Genomic DNA, 18,770 nt, shown 5'->3' on the forward strand with positions numbered 1-18,770 from the left:
GTGCTTGAAGATAAAAACACCTTTGTATTAAAAAGAGTAAAAAACAAAGAAGTCAGAAAGAAATAGTCTTGTAATCATATGTATATCTGTAACTTAAAAAAATAGACAGCTTAAGTTAACGCTAATGCCCATGGGGAAGGGGCAAAACAAAAAAATCATTTCTTAAAAGCACTTATAGTAATTTAATATTAGACTGATTAGTTACAAGTAATCTATTAAATATTTTTTTGTGAAATTTTGAGCCTTAGTCCCTTAGTGGCTAATTTAAAATATAATATCTTTGTGAATCTTAGTATCTTAGAGCCTTTGTGGCAATAAAAAAAACAGTGTCAATGCCAAAAAAAGTAAGTTTAGTATTATCCGGAGGAGGAGCTAGGGGTTTGGCTCATATTGGTGTAATAGAGGAAATAGAAAAGCGTGGTTACGAAATTCATAGCGTAGTAGGAACATCTATGGGAGCTCTCGTTGGAGGTGTTTATGCTATGGGCAAAATGGAAGAATTCAAAAACTGGATGTATACCTTAGATAGAAGAAAGGTTTTTAATCTTGTGGATTTCACTCTAAGTACACATGGCATGATAAAAGGCGATAAAGTGCTCAATAGAATGAAAGAGTTTATTAGCGATAAACCCATCGAAGATTTCCCTATTTATTTCGCAGCATTGGCTGTTAACCTCATCAAAAAAGAGGAAGTTGTATTTACAGAAGGAAGTATCTACGATGCTATTCGTGCAAGTATTTCAATTCCCAATGTACTTACTCCAGTAAAAACTGAGGATGGTTTTTTGGTTGATGGTGGCCTTATGAATAACCTCCCCATGAGTTATGCTAAACGAGTTGATGGAGATATTTTAGTAGCTGTAGATGTTGGAGCTAATGTTCCGGTGATTAAACCCATGCTTACAAAAAAGGAAACCAAAGAAAAAGAGAATGCTTATCAGAAAAGGATGAAAGATTTCTATCAACAATTACATAAACTAGTTCCCAGCCGTAAAGAAGAGCTAAAAGAAGAAAAACTAGGCTATTTTGACCTCATGAGCAAGACGGTAGATTTAATGATGGAACAACAAACTAAGTTGAATCTAATGCATCATCATCCAGATATTTTGGTGGAGATTTCCAGAGAATCTGCTGGAACCTACGACTTCTATAAAGCAGAGGAGCTTGTTGAAATTGGTAGGATGGCATTTTTACAAACTATAAAAAAAGATTAGGAATTGCTTTTGTCTGTTTATAAAAGTCTTATAAAACATAATCTTTCAAACTCCGAAATATTTTCCTTAAATTTGATCTTTCTGTTCTCCCTATGGATATGGTGGTGAGCAAATGCAAATAAAATCGCTAAAAACTAAAATTACCCTTATGAAGTATCAAGTCGTATTCTTATTGCTTGGAATTCTTTTTCTTTCTTCCTGCAATTGTGACAAACCAAAATATTTAGAAGAAGAAGCCATTGTGGCTTTCGATGAATTGAGTTCTACTATTGGAGAAATGAATTCTTGTAGTTATACCATCACCGTTGAGGCCTTGAGAGAAGGAGGCGAATTAAAAGAAGTAACTCATGATGTTTATTTTCGTGGGCCTAACAAAATGTATATTTACTCTAGTGGAGAGGATTTATCAAGAGCTTATTGGTATAATGGTTCTCAGTTTGCCTATTATAACTATTTAACTGCAGAATACGATACCACGGCAGCACCTGGGAATATCATTGAAACCATTGAAGCTATCCATGAGAATTATGGGATTTATTTTCCAGCAGCCGATTTTTTCTATCCTACTTTTACCGATGATATGATCAATAATTTTGATTCCATATTATATCTTAATCAGGAAGATTTAAAAGAAAGAAGTCTTATTGAAATTGCTGGTATTAATTCTGAATTAGAAGCAATCTTTACTTTGTCAAGAAGTAAAATGGGGGTTTTACCTCTTGGATTGAGTCTTTATAATAAAGAAATGGATAATGAATTGGTTTATGATGCTGTGCTTTCCAATTGGAGGCATAACCCAAGTTTGCCTGACCGCCTTTTTAATTTCGTGCCTAGAGAGGATGCCAAAAGAGTAAAATTAGAACCCAAAAAATAAAACCCATGAAAAAGTATATATATATTATCCTGACCCTATTCTTATTTATAGGTATGAGTATGAATGATGTCATGGCCCAACGAATGAATCATAGCCGAGGAGGAGGAGCTTCAAGAAGCGGATCAAGTTCGATGAATAGAAGTAGTGGAGGAAATCGCTCAGTAAACGGAGGTGCTCAAAGATCACAATCTCGACCTCAAACTCAGCAAAGAAGCACAAGTCAGAATAGAAACAAAAGTGCTACTCAAGCCAATAGAAGTCAAACGCAGAATAGAAACAAAGGAACTCAAACCCGTGATCATTCTAATCAACAAAGAAAAAACACCACTAATAATAACCGCAGCGGAAATGTATCCAACAAAAAAGGGAACAATTCCAATAATCGCAGCGGAAATACGGTGAATAATCGTTCTAATAATAAGGTGAACGTTAATAATAGCCGTACCAATGTGAATGTAAATGTGAATAGAAATGTTCATGTAAACACCCGCCATAGCAGTCGATACTATAATGGACACCGAGGATACCATCCCTATCATTATCATCCTTATCGCCCCTATTATTATGGCCCACGTTGGCATCCCGTTGGTTTTCTTATCACTACTATGGTAGCCACTGCCGTTATTGTATCTATACATAATCAGCAATATTATTATGATTCTGGAGTGTATTATGTACAAGCATCTAGCGGTTATACTGTAGTCCCAGCTCCAGTAAATATTGTGGTAGTGGAGGTGCCTAAAGAGGCGGAACCAGTTCCCATGGAAGAAATCACTTACTATTATTTTGGAGGAGCTTTCTATAATAAAGTAGACGATGGGTACCAAGTTATTGATGCACCAGATGGAGCTATCGTTTCTACTATCCCCGAAGGTGGTGAAGAAGTTGAAATTGGTGGACAAAACTATGTGTTCTATAATGATATTTATTTCCAGCCTCTTTCACAAGATGGAAAAGATGTTTATCAAGTAGTAGAGATGGAACCAATAGAGTAGAGCTATTTTAAAAAATAGAAACCCTGAAGCATAAGCCTTAGGGTTTTTTTTATGTTTATTCTTAAAGCAAAATTATTTTCATTACCAATGTAATTCTTACCTTTACCTGCAAATAAAATCGACCGCTATGAATCCCTTTTCATCAAACAAATTAGGCCTAATTATAACAGTTTTCCTATTCGTAATCCTATTCACCAATTGTAGTGACGAAAAGAAACCATTAAAAATTGATCCCGCCTATACCAGCTATATTACTGCTTTTACCGGCGATGTAGTGAGCAATCAATCTAATATCAAAGTTCGTTTGTCGCAAAGTCATTCTGGTGCGGTATCTGGAGAAGCTTTAGCAGAACCGGTATTTGACTTTAGTCCTAAAGTTGCTGGACAAGCCTTTTGGCTCGATGCACAAACTATCGAATTTCGTCCTGAAAAACAATTGCCTTCTGGTCAGTTATTTAAAGCGGAGTTTAGCTTAGGGAAATTGCTTCAGGTTCCTAGTGAATTAGAGAAGTTTGAATTCCAGTTTCAAGTAATGAAGCAATCTATAGATATAAGGTTTGAAGCCATGAATGCCTATGATAAAAGCGAATTGAAATGGCAGGTTATAGAGGGGGTGGCATTAAGTTATGACTTTGCTCAAACTGAAGCCCTAGAATCAGGAATTTCTGCTTATCAAAAAGGAAAGAAATTGAGTATTCGTTGGCAGCATCAAGATGGAGGGAAAATGCATTATTTTACCATAGATAGTGTGGAACGTAAAGCGAAAGTGGAAGAGGTGATTCTCCATTGGGATGGAAAAGCCTTAGGGATTAATGAAGAGGGCGAAAAGAAGTTTGAAATTCCTTCGCTGAGTGATTTTAGTGTTTTAGATGTGAAGGTGATACAAAGTGGTGAGCCTTCTATTCAGATTCAGTTTTCGGACCCTATAGACCAAGAGCAAGATTTAACAGGATTGATTTATTTCAGCCCGGAACTCAGTATTCGAACTTTAATACAAGACAACCAAATTAAGGTATTTCCAAATCAAAAAGTGACTGGAAGCTATAAGCTGATGGTGAGTAGCTCTATAAAAAACAAAGAGGCTTATCAACTTGGTAAGACTTTTGAAAAGATTGTGAGTTTTAAAAGTTTGAAACCTGCTGTAGAATTGATAGGAGAAGGTAATATTCTACCCTCCTCCAATGGTCTTGTTTTTCCATTTAAAGCGGTAGGATTAAGTGCCGTAAATATTAAAATCATTAAAGTCTTTGAGGATAATATCATGCAGTTCTTACAGAATAATCAACTGAGTGGGACAGAGGAGTTGAAACGAGTAGGAAGATTAGTTTATAAAGGTGAATTGCCATTAAAATCCGAGGAGGCCATCGATTATGGTCAGTGGAATAATTTCGCCATTGATCTTTCTAGCTATATTGAAGTAGACCCTGGAGCCATATATCGTATTGTTCTGAGTTTCGATATAAATCAATCCCTTTATGTTTGTGAAAATGAAGATGGAGCATCCCAATTGCAAGCTGATGAGGTGACGAGTTCAGACGAGGATTGGGATAGTCCTTCTGGATATTACTATTATTATGATTCCGGGAATAACTCCTATTATGGAGCTAATTATAATTATTATGAAAGAGACGACCCTTGTAAAATATCCTATTATTTAAATAGTAGTAATGTAGTGGGGAGAAATATATTAGCTTCCGATTTAGGGATTATAGCTAAAGGAGGCCATGGGAATCATTTATTGGTAGCTATTACCGATTTAAGAAATACTTTGCCCATGGCAGGAGTAGATGTTGAAATTTATAATTTTCAGCAACAATTAATAGAAACTCAAACCACTGATATCAATGGTTTTGTGCAAGTCGATTTACATAAAAAACCATATCTCCTCATTGCTAAAAATGATAAGCAAAGAGGCTATCTTCGTTTGGATGATGGTTCTGCTTTATCCTTAAGTATGTTCGATATTGGTGGCCAAAGAAATGAAAAAGGGATCAAAGGATATATGTATGGTGAGCGCGGCGTATGGCGCCCTGGGGATTCCTTGTATATGACTTTTATGCTAGAAGATAGAGAACGGACTTTGCCTCTAAATCACCCAGTAGTATTTGAGTTATATACTCCTCGTCAGCAATTGTTTTATCGAACAGTTTCTAATAATTCTGTAGGTGGAATCTACGATTTTAGAACGGCCACTTCAGCTGATGCCGAAACAGGAATGTGGAGGGCAAAAGTAAAAGTAGGTGGAGCCGTATTCACTAAGAATTTGAGAATAGAAGCCATTAAGCCCAATCGCCTAAAAGTGAAACTGGATTTTGGAACTCCATTATTGGCAAAAGACAAAACCATTAAGGGAGAAATTGAGGTGAAATGGTTACATGGTGCCATTGCTAGCGATTTAAAAACCGATGTAGAGATGAAACTAAGTCCTTACAAAAAAGCTTTTCCTAAATATGATGGCTATAGCTTTCAGGATAAATCACGATCTTTTTATTCCGAAGCAGAAATGGTTTTCGATGGGCCAGTAAATGAGGATGGAATAGCAGAAATGCAACCCAAGATTAACGTTGGTGATCATGCTCCAGGAATGCTCAAAGCAAACTTTAAAATCAGAGCATTCGAAAAAGGAGGTGATTTCTCCGTGAACAGAATGAGTATTCCTTATTCTCCTTATAGCTCTTATGTGGGTGTGAAAATACCAGAAGTAAAAGGCTGGAATGGTGCTTTATATTCTGACGAAGATCAAATGATTCCTATCGTAACAGTAGATGAAAATGGAAATCCAGTAGATCGCAAAGGATTAAAAATTGAAATCTATAATATCTATTGGAGATGGTGGTGGGAACGTTCTTCTGACAACGATTTGGCTCATTATGTTTCAAACAGACATGAATATCTATTAAAATCAGAAACCATAGATACCAAAGACGGAAAAGCCCAATACAAGATGAATCTTGGGGGACAGCTCTACGGCAGGAAGTATATTAGGGTCGTCGACCCTATCTCTGGACATAGCACCGGAAAAGAGTTTTATGTGACCTATAATGGTTGGGGTGATTCTGGAGAAAACCCCGGTGGCGCTGAAATGTTGACTTTCTCCACCGATAAAGAAAAATATCAAATAGGGGAGACCATCAAAGTAAATATTCCGACTGCCAAAGGAGGTCGTATTTTAGTGAGTGTGGAAACAGGAGCTAGAATCATCAAGAATTTCTGGGTGAATTTATCAGAGGAGGAGAAAGATTTTGAACTAGAAGCTACCGAAGAAATGAGTCCCAATGTATATATCCATTTGACTTTATTACAAGCGCATAATCAGATGAAAAACGATTTACCCATTCGTATGTTTGGAGTTCAGTCTATTTCTGTCGAGAATGCAGCATCTCATCTTCATCCTCAAATCACTATGCCTAAAGAATTAGAGCCCGAGAAAAAGTTTAAGGTAAAAGTGGAGGAGGCCAATGGACGTAAAATGTCCTATACTTTAGCAGTGGTTGATGATGGATTACTCGACTTAACGAATTTTAAAACCCCTTCACCATGGAGCCATTTCAATGCTAAAGAAGCCTTGAGTGTTCGCACATGGGATATGTATACCTACGTGATGGGAGCTTTTACTGGTAAAATGGCTGGTCTCTTGGCCATTGGTGGTGATGAAGCTGCCAATGCTGATGGAGGAGCCAAAGCCAATCGTTTTAAACCTGTTGTGAAATTCTTAGGTCCTTTTGAGCTAGGAGCCAATGGGAAAAATGAGCATGAAATATTGATGCCTAATTATGTGGGCTCAGTAAGGACTATGCTTATAGCTAAAGAAGGTACTGCCTATGGCTCTGTTGATGAAACCAGTCCGGTGAAGAAACCTTTGATGGTTTTGGCCACATTACCAAGGGTGGTAGGTCCCGACGAGACTGTTACACTTCCTGTCACTGTTTTTGCCATGGACGACCAAATTAAAAATGTAAAAGTAAAGGTAGAAGCTAATAGTTTATTCCATGTATTGGAATCCAAGGAACAGATGCTCACATTTGAAAGGCAAGGAGATAAAGTAGCGAATTTTCAATTGAAAGTAGCTGATGCCATTGGAATAGGAAAAGTGAAAGTAGAAGTGAGTAGTGGAAGCGAAAAAGCCATATATGAAGTGGAATTAGATGTGAGAGCGCCTAATCCAAGAATTGCAGATGTGGAATCGGCAGTTCTCGAAGCAGGCGAAACCTGGACCACTCAATATAGCCCAGTGGGAATAGATGGAACTAATACAGGAACTCTGGAAGTTTCTAATATTCCTCCTCTAAATTTAGAGAAGAGGATGAGCTATTTAATTAGATATCCTCATGGTTGTATAGAGCAAACTACATCGGCTGTTTTTGCCCAATTATACTTGTCTAATTTTGTTGAATTAAGCCCAAATCAGACTGTCAAAACAGAGGAGAATATTAAAGCTGCTCTAAATAAACTTCGTTCTTTCCAAACCTATTTGGGAGGATTTTCTTATTGGCCTGGTATGGATGAAAATAATGCTTGGGGAAGCAATTATGCTGGGCATTTTATGTTAGAAGCCCAAGCAAAAGGCTATGCACTTCCTCCGGGCTTATTACATAATTGGGTTAATTTCCAGAAGCAAGAAGCCAATAGCTGGACAAGTGAGGGGACTGCCTTTGCACAGTCTCAAAGTCAATTGACTCAGGCCTATCGTTTATATACCTTAGCACTGGCAGATGCTCCTGCTTTAGGTGCCATGAATCGATTGAAGAATCGAACCGATTTAAATGTGGTTACCAAATATTGTTTGGCTTCTGCTTATTATATGATTGGAAAGAAGACAGTAGCAGAGAAAATGATAAAGGACGCTGGTATTAAAGTGGATACTAAATATAGATATTCTAATACTTACGGAAGTGAAAATAGGAATAAAGCTATAGTTTTAGAAACCTTAGCGCTTTTGGGTGAAAAATCCAATGCAAAAATATTATTCGATGAGTTGAGTTCTAGTTTAGCTTCTGATAGGTGGTTGAGTACTCAAACTACGGCCTATTCGCTTTTAGCCATTTCTAAATTTATTGGAACTACAGATTTGCAGAATCAAGAATTAACTTTCCAAGTGAAATTTGATCAACAAGCCGGAGAAAAAATCAAGACTTCAGCTCATATCAAACAAATAGATTTGGACTTCAAGAATACAAAAGAGAGGAGTCTTTCTATTAAGAATACCGCTGAGCAAACTCAGTTTGTCCGTTTATTGTTGGAAGGTATTCCAGCCATTGGAGATACTACAAATGCAGAAAATCATTTGAAGATGAATATCACCTATCGTGATTTAGATGGAAAGAAAATAGACCCTAAAAACCTGAAGCAGGGAAGTGATTTTATGGCAGAAGTGGAACTCGTGCATCCTGGTATCAGAGAAGGATATAGAGATATGGCTTTAACACAAATATTCCCTTCAGGTTGGGAAATCAGGAATATGAGAATGGATGAAGGCTTCTCTGGTCCGTCTGAAAGTTCATATACCTATCAGGATATTAGAGATGATAGAGTTTTGACCTATTTTGACTTGGATAGAAGACAAAGGAAAACCTTTATTGTCTTATTGAATGCGGCTTATCAGGGAAAGTATTATTTGCCTACCACCTATTGTGAAGCCATGTATGATCATGATATTAATGCTCGGGTTTCTGGTGAGTGGGTGGAGGTGAAATAATATTCTTAAGGTAAAAGAAGAGTTATTTCACAGAGTTACACAAAGAAGCCACAGAGGTTCACAGAGAAGAAAAAGGGATTGCACTTTTAATGGAATTGTAATTTAGGATGCTTTGTGGTTTTTGTGCCTACTTTGAACCCTTTGTGCAATAACGAAAATGTGAAGAATCTATTATTTGAAAATTGATTTGACAAGAATTAATGCGAGAGCAGCTTGAAAAATATAAGTATTATTTGCTAGGAGGCCTTGTGTTGACTCTAGTGCTATGGTTTTATTTCTTAATTCCAAAGCCATTATTCCAAGAGCCCTATAGTACTATCTTGAATGATAGGCATGGTCGATTATTATCAGCAAGAATTGCCGATGATGGTCAATGGCGTTTTCCCATGTCAGATAGTTTGCCGGATAAGTTTGTTCAATGCATTACTTTTTTTGAGGATGAATATTTCTATCAGCATCCGGGAGTGAATCCATTTTCTTTGTTTAGAGCATTTCGACAAAATTTAGAAGCGGGAAGTATTGTGAGTGGAGGGAGTACTTTGAGTATGCAGACCATTCGCTTGGCGCGAAAAGCTAAGACCAGAAGCCTTTGGCAAAAAACTATAGAGGTCTTCTGGTCCATTAGAATGGAATTGTCTTATAGTAAAGATGAAGTATTGAGATTGTATGCGGCACATGCCCCTTTTGGAGGCAATGTGGTGGGATTAGAAACCGCGGCTTGGCGTTATTATGGTAGAAGTCCCTATTTACTTTCTTGGGGAGAAATGGCCACCTTAGCAGTATTGCCAAATGCTCCATCTTTAATTTATCCTGGGAAGAACCAAGAAAAACTATTTCATAAACGTAATAGATTGTTGGATAAGCTGCAGCGTAATGGAATTATCGACCAAGAGACTTGTGATTTGGCAAAATCAGAAGCCATTGTTTCCAAGGCGAAATCTGTAAAATCTCAGGCTCCTCACTTATTGGATAGATTGATTTCTGAAGGGGAAAAAGGAGAACGTATTCAGTCTACTGTCGATAAAGAATTGCAAAATAAACTCAGCAGATTGGTGGCAGATTACCACAGTATTTATAGCCAAAATGAGATTCATAATATGGCAGCTTTGGTTTTGGATGTACGTAATTCTGAGGTTTTGGCTTATGTAGGGAATACAGAATGTGAAGAAGAAGGTTGTGGAAGAGATGTGGATATTATTCAGGCTCCAAGAAGCACAGGCAGTGTCTTAAAACCTTTTCTTTATGCTTTTATGCTGGAGGATGGATTCTTACTCCCAAAGTCTTTGGTGGAGGATATTCCCACTCAAATTTCTGGCTATTCTCCCCGAAACTTTGAAGAAAGTTATGATGGGATGGTTCCTGCCGACGAAGCTTTGGCTCGTTCACTCAATATTCCTGCCGTACGAAATCTTCAACATTACGGCTTAGAACGATTTTCTACTCATCTCAAGAAACTAGACTTGCATCATATCAATAAATCCTCCTCTCATTATGGCTTATCTGTTATTTTAGGGGGTGCTGAATCTAGTCTATGGGATTTGTCTAATGCTTATATGCGAATGGCTCAGCGATTAAATGATAATGGTTCTGATTTCCCTGCACATTTTGATTTGAATGAGAAGCATCAAAGAATAGCGGAGGATGATGCCTTTAATGTGGGGGCATTATGGTGGACTGCTGAAGCTTTAAGTCAAGTGAAAAGACCTTGGCAAGAAAGTGGATGGCAAGAGTTCCAATCGGCTAAGAATATAGCCTGGAAAACAGGAACCAGCTTTGGGCATAGAGATGCTTGGGCTATTGGTTTTACTCCCGATTATGTGGTAGCGGTTTGGGTAGGAAATGCAGATGGCGAAGGAAGACCGGGTTTAACGGGTTTAAGTATGGCGGCTCCTGTGATGTTTAAGGTTTTTAATTCCTTGCCAAGAGGAGAATGGTTTGAACAGCCAGATTGGGATTTGATTCCACAAAAAGTATGTGCTAGGAGTGGATATTTGGCCGCTGATGCCTGTGAAGAAGTAGAGGAGCTTATGCTTCCAAAGAAATCGGTAAATACTAAAGTGTGTCCTTTCCACCAAATCATTCATTTAGATAAGAACGAGCAGTTTAGGGTGACGAGCTCTTGTTATTCTGTGAGTGAAATGAAATCAAAGTCTTGGTTTGTATTACCACCTATCCCGGAGTGGTATTATAAAAAGAATAATCCTTTTTATCAGTCATTACCTCCATTTAAAAGTGATTGTTTACAATCCTCAAAAAATGAAATGGATATCATTTATCCGAAGAATTATACTAAAATTCTTATTCCACGAGAATTAGATGGAAGTAAAGGGAAAGTGGTTTTTGAAGTGGTGCATAGACAATCCAACCAAATCATATATTGGCATTTAGACCAAGAATATCTAGGGCAAAGCATTGGGCAACATCGTATGGAATTGGATACAGAAGCAGGAAAGCACCAAATGACTATCATGGATGAAAATGGGGAGGTTCTGGAATGGCGATTTGAGGTGGTGGAGTAAATCTTTTTCTTTGAAAAGCATTGTGCCTTAGCGCCTTCGTGGCAATAATGTATCCACAAGTGATTCAGATTAAAAAAGAAACCATCCGATTATTACAAAAAAAAGTGAAATCCCAATAACAGGAATTCCACTTTCAATTTCACAAAAAAAACTCTAATCAAAAATCAATTCTTATATTATGCTAATTGTTTCTTTGTCGACCATTTGTCTTTAAAAACCACATAGGCTAATATGAGATTTGCTACAATACTAATTACTCCAGATGCTAACATTAGAAAATCAGTCCTTGGTAAAGGAACCAAGTGGGTTTCTACAGCTGTTGGACTGATAAAATAATACATAAACCAAGCTGCCAAAGTAAATGCTCTAGCCTGTAACCAAGTACCTTTTTTAATGAAAAGTGAAGGAATGGTACAAGAAAGAAGTACCAAGAATTGGTTGGCGGCAGAGCCTGGGAAGTTTAAGTATACGAATACAAAATTCCAGATGTCGTAGGCTATAATCCATAATGTGGTCATGGCTGGCCAAACCAAGTCTTTTTCTTTGCTATTATCTATATGAATGTCTTTCCATCCGGTTAGCGTAATAATGGATAGTATTCCAGCAATGGCATTGAGAATATTCGCGATAAATCCCATAGAGAAATCTTGTCCTACGGCCTCTGCAATATTAATGGCTAGGAATGCTGCGGCTACAAAGCGAGCAGATTTAGCAAAGCCCAGTTTGGTATATCTCATGAAAGAAAACCAAATGGCGGCAAATACCACGGAATATAATTTCACCCATTTAAACCAATAGCTGACTTCTGTATATCCCAAATAAGCAATCAGAGGAATCACCAAAAATGGAATGATGATATAGAAAGCAAATGTGGGTATTTTATATCTTCTGAAAAGTTCATTGAGTAAAATGAGAAGGACAAGCATGCCCACCCAGTGCAAAGCTGTTTTCCAGCCGCTATATTTATGGATATAGAATTGATGATGGCCTTTATTATATTTTATCTTCTTTGAGCTCAACAGCTCAATCTTGGCTTCATCAAAGTCATGTATTTGGTCTCCAGTTTTGCTCGTGATACTAATATACTCACCTTGCTGTTCCCAAGATTTTATTTCCTTAAGATTATTGCCTCCAAATTGCTTGGTGATTTCTATCATGCCCTCCTCCATAAAATTTAGTCGGTAGAATAATCCTCCTTCTCCTGGGTCACCATCTAAAACGCCTTGGTACATTCCAATTTGTACATCAGCAGCCTCAAGATTTGTTTGATTCGCTGAAAGAACATTCCACTGAGTTAGTATTAGGGCTAGACCCAGTAGAATGCTTTTATTTAAATTTTTAATATTACTCATCATGCGGCTATCTTTAAATCTGCATTTTTTCTTCTTTTTATCACATTTCTGATCCAAACAATAGTGAAGGGAACTGCGATGGCTAGGTTAATCCATCCCCAATAAACCAATGCGGTTGGGTTTGCCCAAGCTGAAGAATCCATAGTTGGTGTAAAGATGTCGTAAGTAGCTCTAATGAGAATATGTAATGCTAAAGTATAGACTCGCGCTGTGACATATAATTCTGGGCGTTTCTTGATGATGGGGTAGAGTTCCGCAGCAACAAGAATACAGAAAGAACTGGCAAAAAAACCTGCGTTTTCTCCAAATACAAAAGCAAGGTTCCAAGTAGTATATAGGAAGTTCCAACCTGCAGTGGTATAGGCTAGTAAATCGCCTGGTTTTTCTTTGCTAAAGACCCAAGCTTGCTTTTGTCCTTTGGCATATACCAAAGGAATACTAATACATAAAACCACTCCAACTATAGCGTTGGGAATTAATCCAGCTTCAAAGTCTTTTAAAGTCGCTTCTGCAATATTGAGGAATAAAACTCCATAAACCGCCCAAAGTATCCAATCTTTTTTAAAGAATTTCCAGAATCCTTGTCTGTCTTCGTAGTTGGCGACTCTACCAAATCCTACCAATAGTGCGGTTGGAATAAGTACGCTCAGTGTTTTAGCCCATCTAAACCAGCCATCTAAATTATGACTCCAGAGTGGAAAGGTGAATAAGGCTGCTATCCAAAATACAAAAGCAAAACGATGGTTCTTTCTCATGCCCTCTACCATCAAGAGGAGGATGACTATATATATGGTCATCGATAAAGCATATTGCCAAATAGGTATGTCCATGATATGATGTTTTAAAATGAATAAATGTTCATTAAATATATAAAAAAATTTAGTTTGTTATCATTTTCCAGCTTAATTCAAAAGCTTGATTTATCCTATTCTTAATCATTAGGAAGCGATTCTCGATATGCTCATCGGCCAATTCACGAATAAAGCCAATCATTGCAGAGAAGAGCATTTCAGTTTCTATTTTATTGGATATAAAACCTTCCTCTTTTCCTCTGTTGATGATGTTGTAAACTGGCTGCTTCATCTCTTCAGCCAATTGTTTTTGGGCTATAGTGATATAAGAAGAGTAATAATATTGTTCCATAAAGATACTTTCTTCATGAAACTCTATTCTGTGCTTCAGATAATTAACCCAAACTGTTTTTAAGCATTGCTTGAATGCTAAATCAGGATGATATCCCTGAACAAATCGTGCTGATGCATCCTTCTCTATTTTATGGTATAAGGCATTGATCAGCTCTTCTTTGTTTTTAAAGTAAATATAAAGGGTTCCCGTAGCTAGTGAAGATTCTTTCGCTATCTTTGACATAGTGATTCCAGCTATCCCTTGACTCTTGATCAATTTCAGGGTAGATTTAAAAACCAAGTCTATTTTTGAAAAATCTTTTACTCTCATGCGGCAAATATAATAAATATATATTCATTTTAGAATTTTATTGTTAATTTAAAAACAATCTATGTTTTTAGAAATCAGTAAAGCCATATGGAAAGCCAAGCCAAATAAGGTTTTCTGATGCTAAAAAGATCTTAAAAAAAAATTAAATGTTTTTTGTAAGCATTGAAAAATTACCTTTGCCGACTTTTTGAACCATTAAAGAACCTTTGAACCAAGAGATTTAAATTGCTTATGAAACAACTCATTAGAAACTTTACCAAGAATCCCAAAAACGATATTTTATCTGGTTTTACCGTGGCATTGGCCTTGGTGCCAGAAGCAGTAGCTTTTTCTTTTGTAGCAGGTATAGATCCATTGGTCGGTTTATATGGTGCCTTTATGATGGGAATTATTACCGCATTATTTGGAGGAAGGCCTGGTATGATTTCTGGAGCAACAGGAGCGATGGCGATTGTAATGGTTCATTTGATTCAGCAAGGAAATCAAGTGGGTTTAACTTTAGAGAGTCCTATTGAGAATTTAGGTTTACAGTGGTTATTCATCACCTTATTATTTGTTGGTGTGATACAAATGTTAGCCGGTTTCTTTAAATTGGGTAAGTTCGTTCGATTAATTCCACATCCCGTAATGCTTGGTTTTGTGAATGGATTAGCCATTGTGATATTTCTTTCTCAATTAAGCTTATTCAAAACCAATGTGGGTGGTGTTCAAGAATGGATGCAAGGATCACAACTTTGGATTATGTTGGGCCTCATTGCTCTCACCATGGGAATTATACAGTTTCTACCAAAACTGACTAAAAAGATTCCGGCGTCTTTAGTTGCGATTTTGGTCATTGCAACCATCACAAACTTAGGTGGTTTAGATGTTAGTACTGTAGGCTCTTTTATAGCCGATGGAGGAGGGAATGGTATTCAAGGTTCTCTTCCAACTTTTCAAATTCAGATTTTTAGTTTATTCGATACCATTTCTGGTCATTGGGGATTGGTATTCTCTACCGCATTTTTATTAGCGGCTGTAGGTTTAATAGAGAGTTTAATGACTTTGAATTTGGTGGACGAGTTAACAGAGACTAGAGGTAGTGGAAACCGTGAGGCAGTAGCTCAAGGTGGAGCCAACTTCATTAATGGTTTATTTGGTGGTATGGGTGGTTGTGCTATGATTGGTCAATCTGTAATTAATGTGAACTCTGGAGGACGAGGTCGATTGTCTGGTGTATTTGCTTCATTATCATTATTGGTATTTATTCTATTTGCTTCCACTTATATTGAGAGTATTCCTATCGCTGCTTTAGTAGGTGTTATGTTTATGGTAGTGATTGGTACTTTTGCCTGGAGTAGTTTTAGAATTATGCATAAGATTCCTAAATCAGATGCTTTAGTTTTAGTGGTTGTTTCAGCGATTACGGTTTGGCAAGATTTAGCTATTGCAGTGATTTCGGGTGTTATTATTTCAGCAGTTGTGTTTTCATGGAAAAATGCAACCATGATTAGAGCTAGAAAAAGAATGAAAGAGGATGGTACTAAGGTTTATGAAATCTGGGGACCATTATTCTTTGGCTCCGTACAAACATTCAATACCAAATTTGATATAAAAGGAGACCCTGAGAAGATTGAGCTAGATTTTATTGAGTCAAAAGTGAGCGACCATAGTGGAATAGAAGCTTTGCTTAACTTGACTAATAAATATATCGCTAGTGGCAAACAAGTTACCTTAACTCACCTGAGTCCCGAATGTCAAAAGCTTATTGTAAAAGCTAACCCTGAAATGGCTGGTTTGATTGAGAAGTCTATTGATGACCCACGTTATTATGTGGTGACTGATATGTTGGATGCTGAAGTTTAAAAGTGGGAAGACGACCGATATTGTATGCTGGATATCTAATGCCGGATGAAAAGACTGGATGTTGGTTGGCGGTTTTAGATCCCCCAACTCAATTCCACAAAAAAACCATTCGCCCTGGGCATCGCCTGCCTCGACTATCTAAATATATGGTATTGCTAATGTTTTCCACATAGAGGGCCACTCTGCAATTATAGGGTAGTGCTTTCCATAATCTCATGTTTAAGGTTTTATAAAAAATGATGCTTTCATTGAAGGTTAATACGGGTAATGAAAACAGAGGTGATGTATAATGATAATTCGAGTTATAACTTATACTTTTGATGTGGGATTGAAAAAAGTTATATCTTTGATTGTTTAAGCATTTATCATGATTCCAAATACTATTCTTTACGATTTAAAATCGAAAATAACAAAGGCATTTTTGAACAAAACAGTGGTTAGATTTCAAATTTTGTCCTGCCATCAACATGGTTTTAAGGTTAGAACAATTGGTTTGTTTGGATTTATTAGCTTTCATGATATGCCTTGGCGTTATCATAATTATTCTTACTGGAATATTGTGGGAGAGCATCTTGTAGGACTTTATTTTTTAGCATTAGTTAAAGTATTAAATGATGATTTTAAATATAGTTTGATAGCTCAAGAAAGTCAATTTTCTAGGCATTTATTAGTAAGAGGGGAAAAATACAGAACTTTAGTACTTAAAAAGAACAAATCATATCTTATTTTAGAAGTTGGTTTTGCCTTCAGTTGGAAATATGGATCTATATTAGGGGAAGTTCATAGAGCTAGTTTTAGTGAAAAAGAATACGAAGAAATAGAAGCTGGAAACATATTAAGTCTGATTTATAAAGGAAATGAGAATGAAGGCGCAAGTATATTTAGTTCAGAAAATTCAGATTTCGAAATTCTATTAAATTTATCGACAAATAGGCAACCTAATTTTTTAAAAAATAAACTAGCTATTGCAAAAATGGCATTGAAGAGTAATGAAGTATTGAACTTCAGAATAATAGGATTTCATGAAAAAGGTTTTTATTGTGAAATGGTTGGATTATTTGCTTTCGTTTCATTTTTTCATATGCCTTGGAAATATAAAAACCAAGGATATTGGATAGTTATAAAAAACTCACTTCTAGGAATAAAACTCAAGGGAACCATTTTTAAATTAAATACTCACATTCTTAGTCTTAAAATTAATGCCGAAATTGACCAATTTGAACCACCTCCATTATTAAAGGGGCAGAGATATAGCTCTATTGTATTGGCGACCTTTTCTAATTTCGTTTTACTTGATTTGGGATTTCATTTTTCGTGGAATTATGGCTCCTTCTCGGCAAAGTTGAAAAATATGTTTATACATAAAGAATTGTCATCACGAATATGTGAAGGTGATATTATTCATGTTTTTTATTGGGGAAAGGATGGTGAGGGGAGTCCAATAATTACAAAAACAAAAGCGCAAAGTGCTGTAGTGTTTTCAAGTGCCGAAAAGCTTGTTTCAAGAAAGATACCTAGTCTAGAACGAATTAAAAAAGCAATTAGCCTTGCATATATGCAATCTGAAATTGTAGAATTCATTTTTGTATTTCAAGTAGAAAATGGGTTTTATGTAGAATGCATGGGTATTTATGCATTGCTCATTTATGATCATCTTCCATGGAATTATTCTAAAAATAATTATTGGAAAATACTACTTCCTTATTTGCAAGATTATTTCTTTAAAGCAAGTATAGTTGCTTTGGATAGCCAGCAGATCCTTATGTATTTGAAGGCTTTGCAACTACAAGAAGAAATTGATGTTGAAGAAGGGTTTATTGATGCAATTGTTTTAGAAAAATCCGACAAAAAAATGGTGTTGGAATTAGGGATTCATTTTGATTGGGAGTTTGGGTCACTTTTAAATGAATGGAAAAAAAATAATTTGAATGCTAAAAAATGGTTGAGTTTTTGTCCGGGGAATAGGGTGTCAATTTATTATAAAAACAATATGCTTTTTAGCGAGGATGAATTGATTTTGAACGAGGAGTTAAGATTAGAGGAAGAAGCGATACATGAAAAATATACTGATAGTAGATTGAAAATTCGTTTATCAAAGTATAATAATAACAGCTTGGTTGGGAATATTGAAGAGCAAGAAGTGTTTTTTAATATTGATAATATGCCGTGGCAGTATGAGAAACCGAATTACTGGAGAGCGTTTCTTAATTCAATTAATGGTTGCTTTTTTGCAATTTCTGAAGGCAATGAAATAAATAAATGTCAATTGGAATTATTGAGTAAGGATGCTCTGGAAAGTAAATTAGCTGTAGGAAAATCATATCAAGCGATAATATTAGAAAAACAAAACAAATGTGTTGTTTTTGATTTAGGAATTCATTTTAAATGGCAATATGGTTCTTTAATATGTTGTGTTCCCAACTATCATTATAATGATAAGAGCATTAAATCAATGAACCGGGGAGATGTTTTTAGTATTGTTTATTGGGGAAAAAACATATTTTCAAATAAGTTGGTATTTGGAAAGAAGGGCTCGAAATGCGATGAGGATCAGATGTTAGAGAAAAGCAAAATTGGAACCATTGTAGGCGTAAGGGTGGAGAGAAAAGGTGCAAAGGTAAAGGGTTATATTGATAATGAGTTTCTGGCTGTATTTAACCGTTCTAAAAAAATATATGGTGAGGATTCTTTTAAAGTTAAATTTGCTTTGGCCAAACTAAATGATGGGCAAATATTAAAATGCAAGGTGCTCAGTTATGTTCCCGGTGAACAATATTATTCTGTCTGTTGGATTAATTATAATGAGGTATGAACCTAAGTT

The 18,770-nt window shown here is 36.3% G+C and carries 10 protein-coding genes; 7 read left to right on the top strand and 3 right to left on the bottom strand.

Going from position 1 to position 18,770, the window contains the following annotated elements; all coding sequences use genetic code 11:
• Positions 1-332: 332 nt before the first annotated feature.
• From HNS40_RS16855 to pbpC, 5 genes are all read left to right on the top strand, one after another.
• Positions 333-1,214, top strand: a complete 882-nt coding sequence (locus HNS40_RS16855) for a patatin-like phospholipase family protein (protein WP_172283001.1) — start codon at positions 333-335, stop codon at positions 1,212-1,214.
• A 148-nt stretch (positions 1,215-1,362) separates the two neighbouring features.
• Complete coding sequence (locus HNS40_RS16860) at positions 1,363-2,088, top strand: DUF2092 domain-containing protein (RefSeq protein ID WP_172283003.1); 726 nt, start codon at positions 1,363-1,365, stop codon at positions 2,086-2,088.
• 5 nt (positions 2,089-2,093) lie between these two features.
• On the top strand, positions 2,094-3,083 hold the full coding sequence (locus HNS40_RS16865; protein WP_172283006.1) for a DUF6515 family protein: 990 nt from the start codon (positions 2,094-2,096) through the stop codon (positions 3,081-3,083).
• Positions 3,084-3,210: 127 nt separating this feature from the next.
• Positions 3,211-8,778, top strand: a complete 5,568-nt coding sequence (locus tag HNS40_RS16870; protein ID WP_172283008.1) for an alpha-2-macroglobulin — start codon at positions 3,211-3,213, stop codon at positions 8,776-8,778.
• A 200-nt stretch (positions 8,779-8,978) separates the two neighbouring features.
• On the top strand, positions 8,979-11,297 hold the full coding sequence (pbpC, locus tag HNS40_RS16875; protein ID WP_172283010.1) for a penicillin-binding protein 1C: 2,319 nt from the start codon (positions 8,979-8,981) through the stop codon (positions 11,295-11,297).
• 176 nt (positions 11,298-11,473) lie between these two features.
• On the opposite strand, the gene HNS40_RS16880 is transcribed toward pbpC, so the two are convergent.
• The 3 genes from HNS40_RS16880 to HNS40_RS16890 are packed head-to-tail and all read right to left on the bottom strand — an operon-like array spanning position 11,474 to position 14,104.
• Positions 11,474-12,652: a DUF5692 family protein gene (locus HNS40_RS16880; protein WP_216664188.1), complete on the bottom strand. Its 1,179-nt coding sequence runs from the start codon at positions 12,650-12,652 to the stop codon at positions 11,474-11,476.
• Positions 12,649-13,479: a hypothetical protein gene (locus HNS40_RS16885; protein WP_172283012.1), complete on the bottom strand. Its 831-nt coding sequence runs from the start codon at positions 13,477-13,479 to the stop codon at positions 12,649-12,651. The genes HNS40_RS16880 and HNS40_RS16885 overlap by 4 nt, the downstream gene beginning before the upstream one ends.
• 49 nt (positions 13,480-13,528) lie before the next feature.
• Entirely contained in the window at positions 13,529-14,104 is a 576-nt protein-coding gene (locus HNS40_RS16890; RefSeq protein WP_172283014.1) for a TetR/AcrR family transcriptional regulator, read from the bottom strand.
• A gap of 231 nt (positions 14,105-14,335) precedes the next feature.
• Here HNS40_RS16890 and HNS40_RS16895 point away from each other — a divergent pair, with 231 nt between their 5' ends.
• Together HNS40_RS16895 and HNS40_RS16900 are read left to right on the top strand one after the other, a co-directional pair.
• Positions 14,336-15,949, top strand: coding sequence for a SulP family inorganic anion transporter (locus tag HNS40_RS16895; RefSeq protein ID WP_172283017.1), 1,614 nt, complete (start codon positions 14,336-14,338; stop codon positions 15,947-15,949).
• Positions 15,950-16,316: 367 nt separating this feature from the next.
• Entirely contained in the window at positions 16,317-18,761 is a 2,445-nt protein-coding gene (locus HNS40_RS16900; RefSeq protein WP_172283019.1) for a hypothetical protein, read from the top strand.
• Positions 18,762-18,770: the final 9 nt, after the last annotated feature.

Origin of the sequence: Lentimicrobium sp. S6 (assembly GCF_013166635.1) — a bacterium.
Lineage (GTDB): Bacteria > Bacteroidota > Bacteroidia > Bacteroidales > UBA12170 > UBA12170.

Excerpts from the sequence above, each read along its gene's own strand:
- HNS40_RS16855 (WP_172283001.1), top strand. The coding sequence starts at position 333 with ATGCCAAAAAAAGTAAGTTTAGTATTATCCGGAGGAGGAGCTAGGGGT.
- HNS40_RS16860 (WP_172283003.1), top strand. The coding sequence starts at position 1,363 with ATGAAGTATCAAGTCGTATTCTTATTGCTTGGAATTCTTTTTCTTTCT.
- HNS40_RS16865 (WP_172283006.1), top strand. The coding sequence starts at position 2,094 with ATGAAAAAGTATATATATATTATCCTGACCCTATTCTTATTTATAGGT.
- HNS40_RS16870 (WP_172283008.1), top strand. The coding sequence starts at position 3,211 with ATGAATCCCTTTTCATCAAACAAATTAGGCCTAATTATAACAGTTTTC.
- pbpC (WP_172283010.1), top strand. The coding sequence starts at position 8,979 with ATGCGAGAGCAGCTTGAAAAATATAAGTATTATTTGCTAGGAGGCCTT.
- HNS40_RS16880 (WP_216664188.1), bottom strand. The coding sequence starts at position 12,652 with ATGATGAGTAATATTAAAAATTTAAATAAAAGCATTCTACTGGGTCTA.
- HNS40_RS16885 (WP_172283012.1), bottom strand. The coding sequence starts at position 13,479 with ATGGACATACCTATTTGGCAATATGCTTTATCGATGACCATATATATA.
- HNS40_RS16890 (WP_172283014.1), bottom strand. The coding sequence starts at position 14,104 with ATGAGAGTAAAAGATTTTTCAAAAATAGACTTGGTTTTTAAATCTACC.
- HNS40_RS16895 (WP_172283017.1), top strand. The coding sequence starts at position 14,336 with ATGAAACAACTCATTAGAAACTTTACCAAGAATCCCAAAAACGATATT.
- HNS40_RS16900 (WP_172283019.1), top strand. The coding sequence starts at position 16,317 with ATGATTCCAAATACTATTCTTTACGATTTAAAATCGAAAATAACAAAG.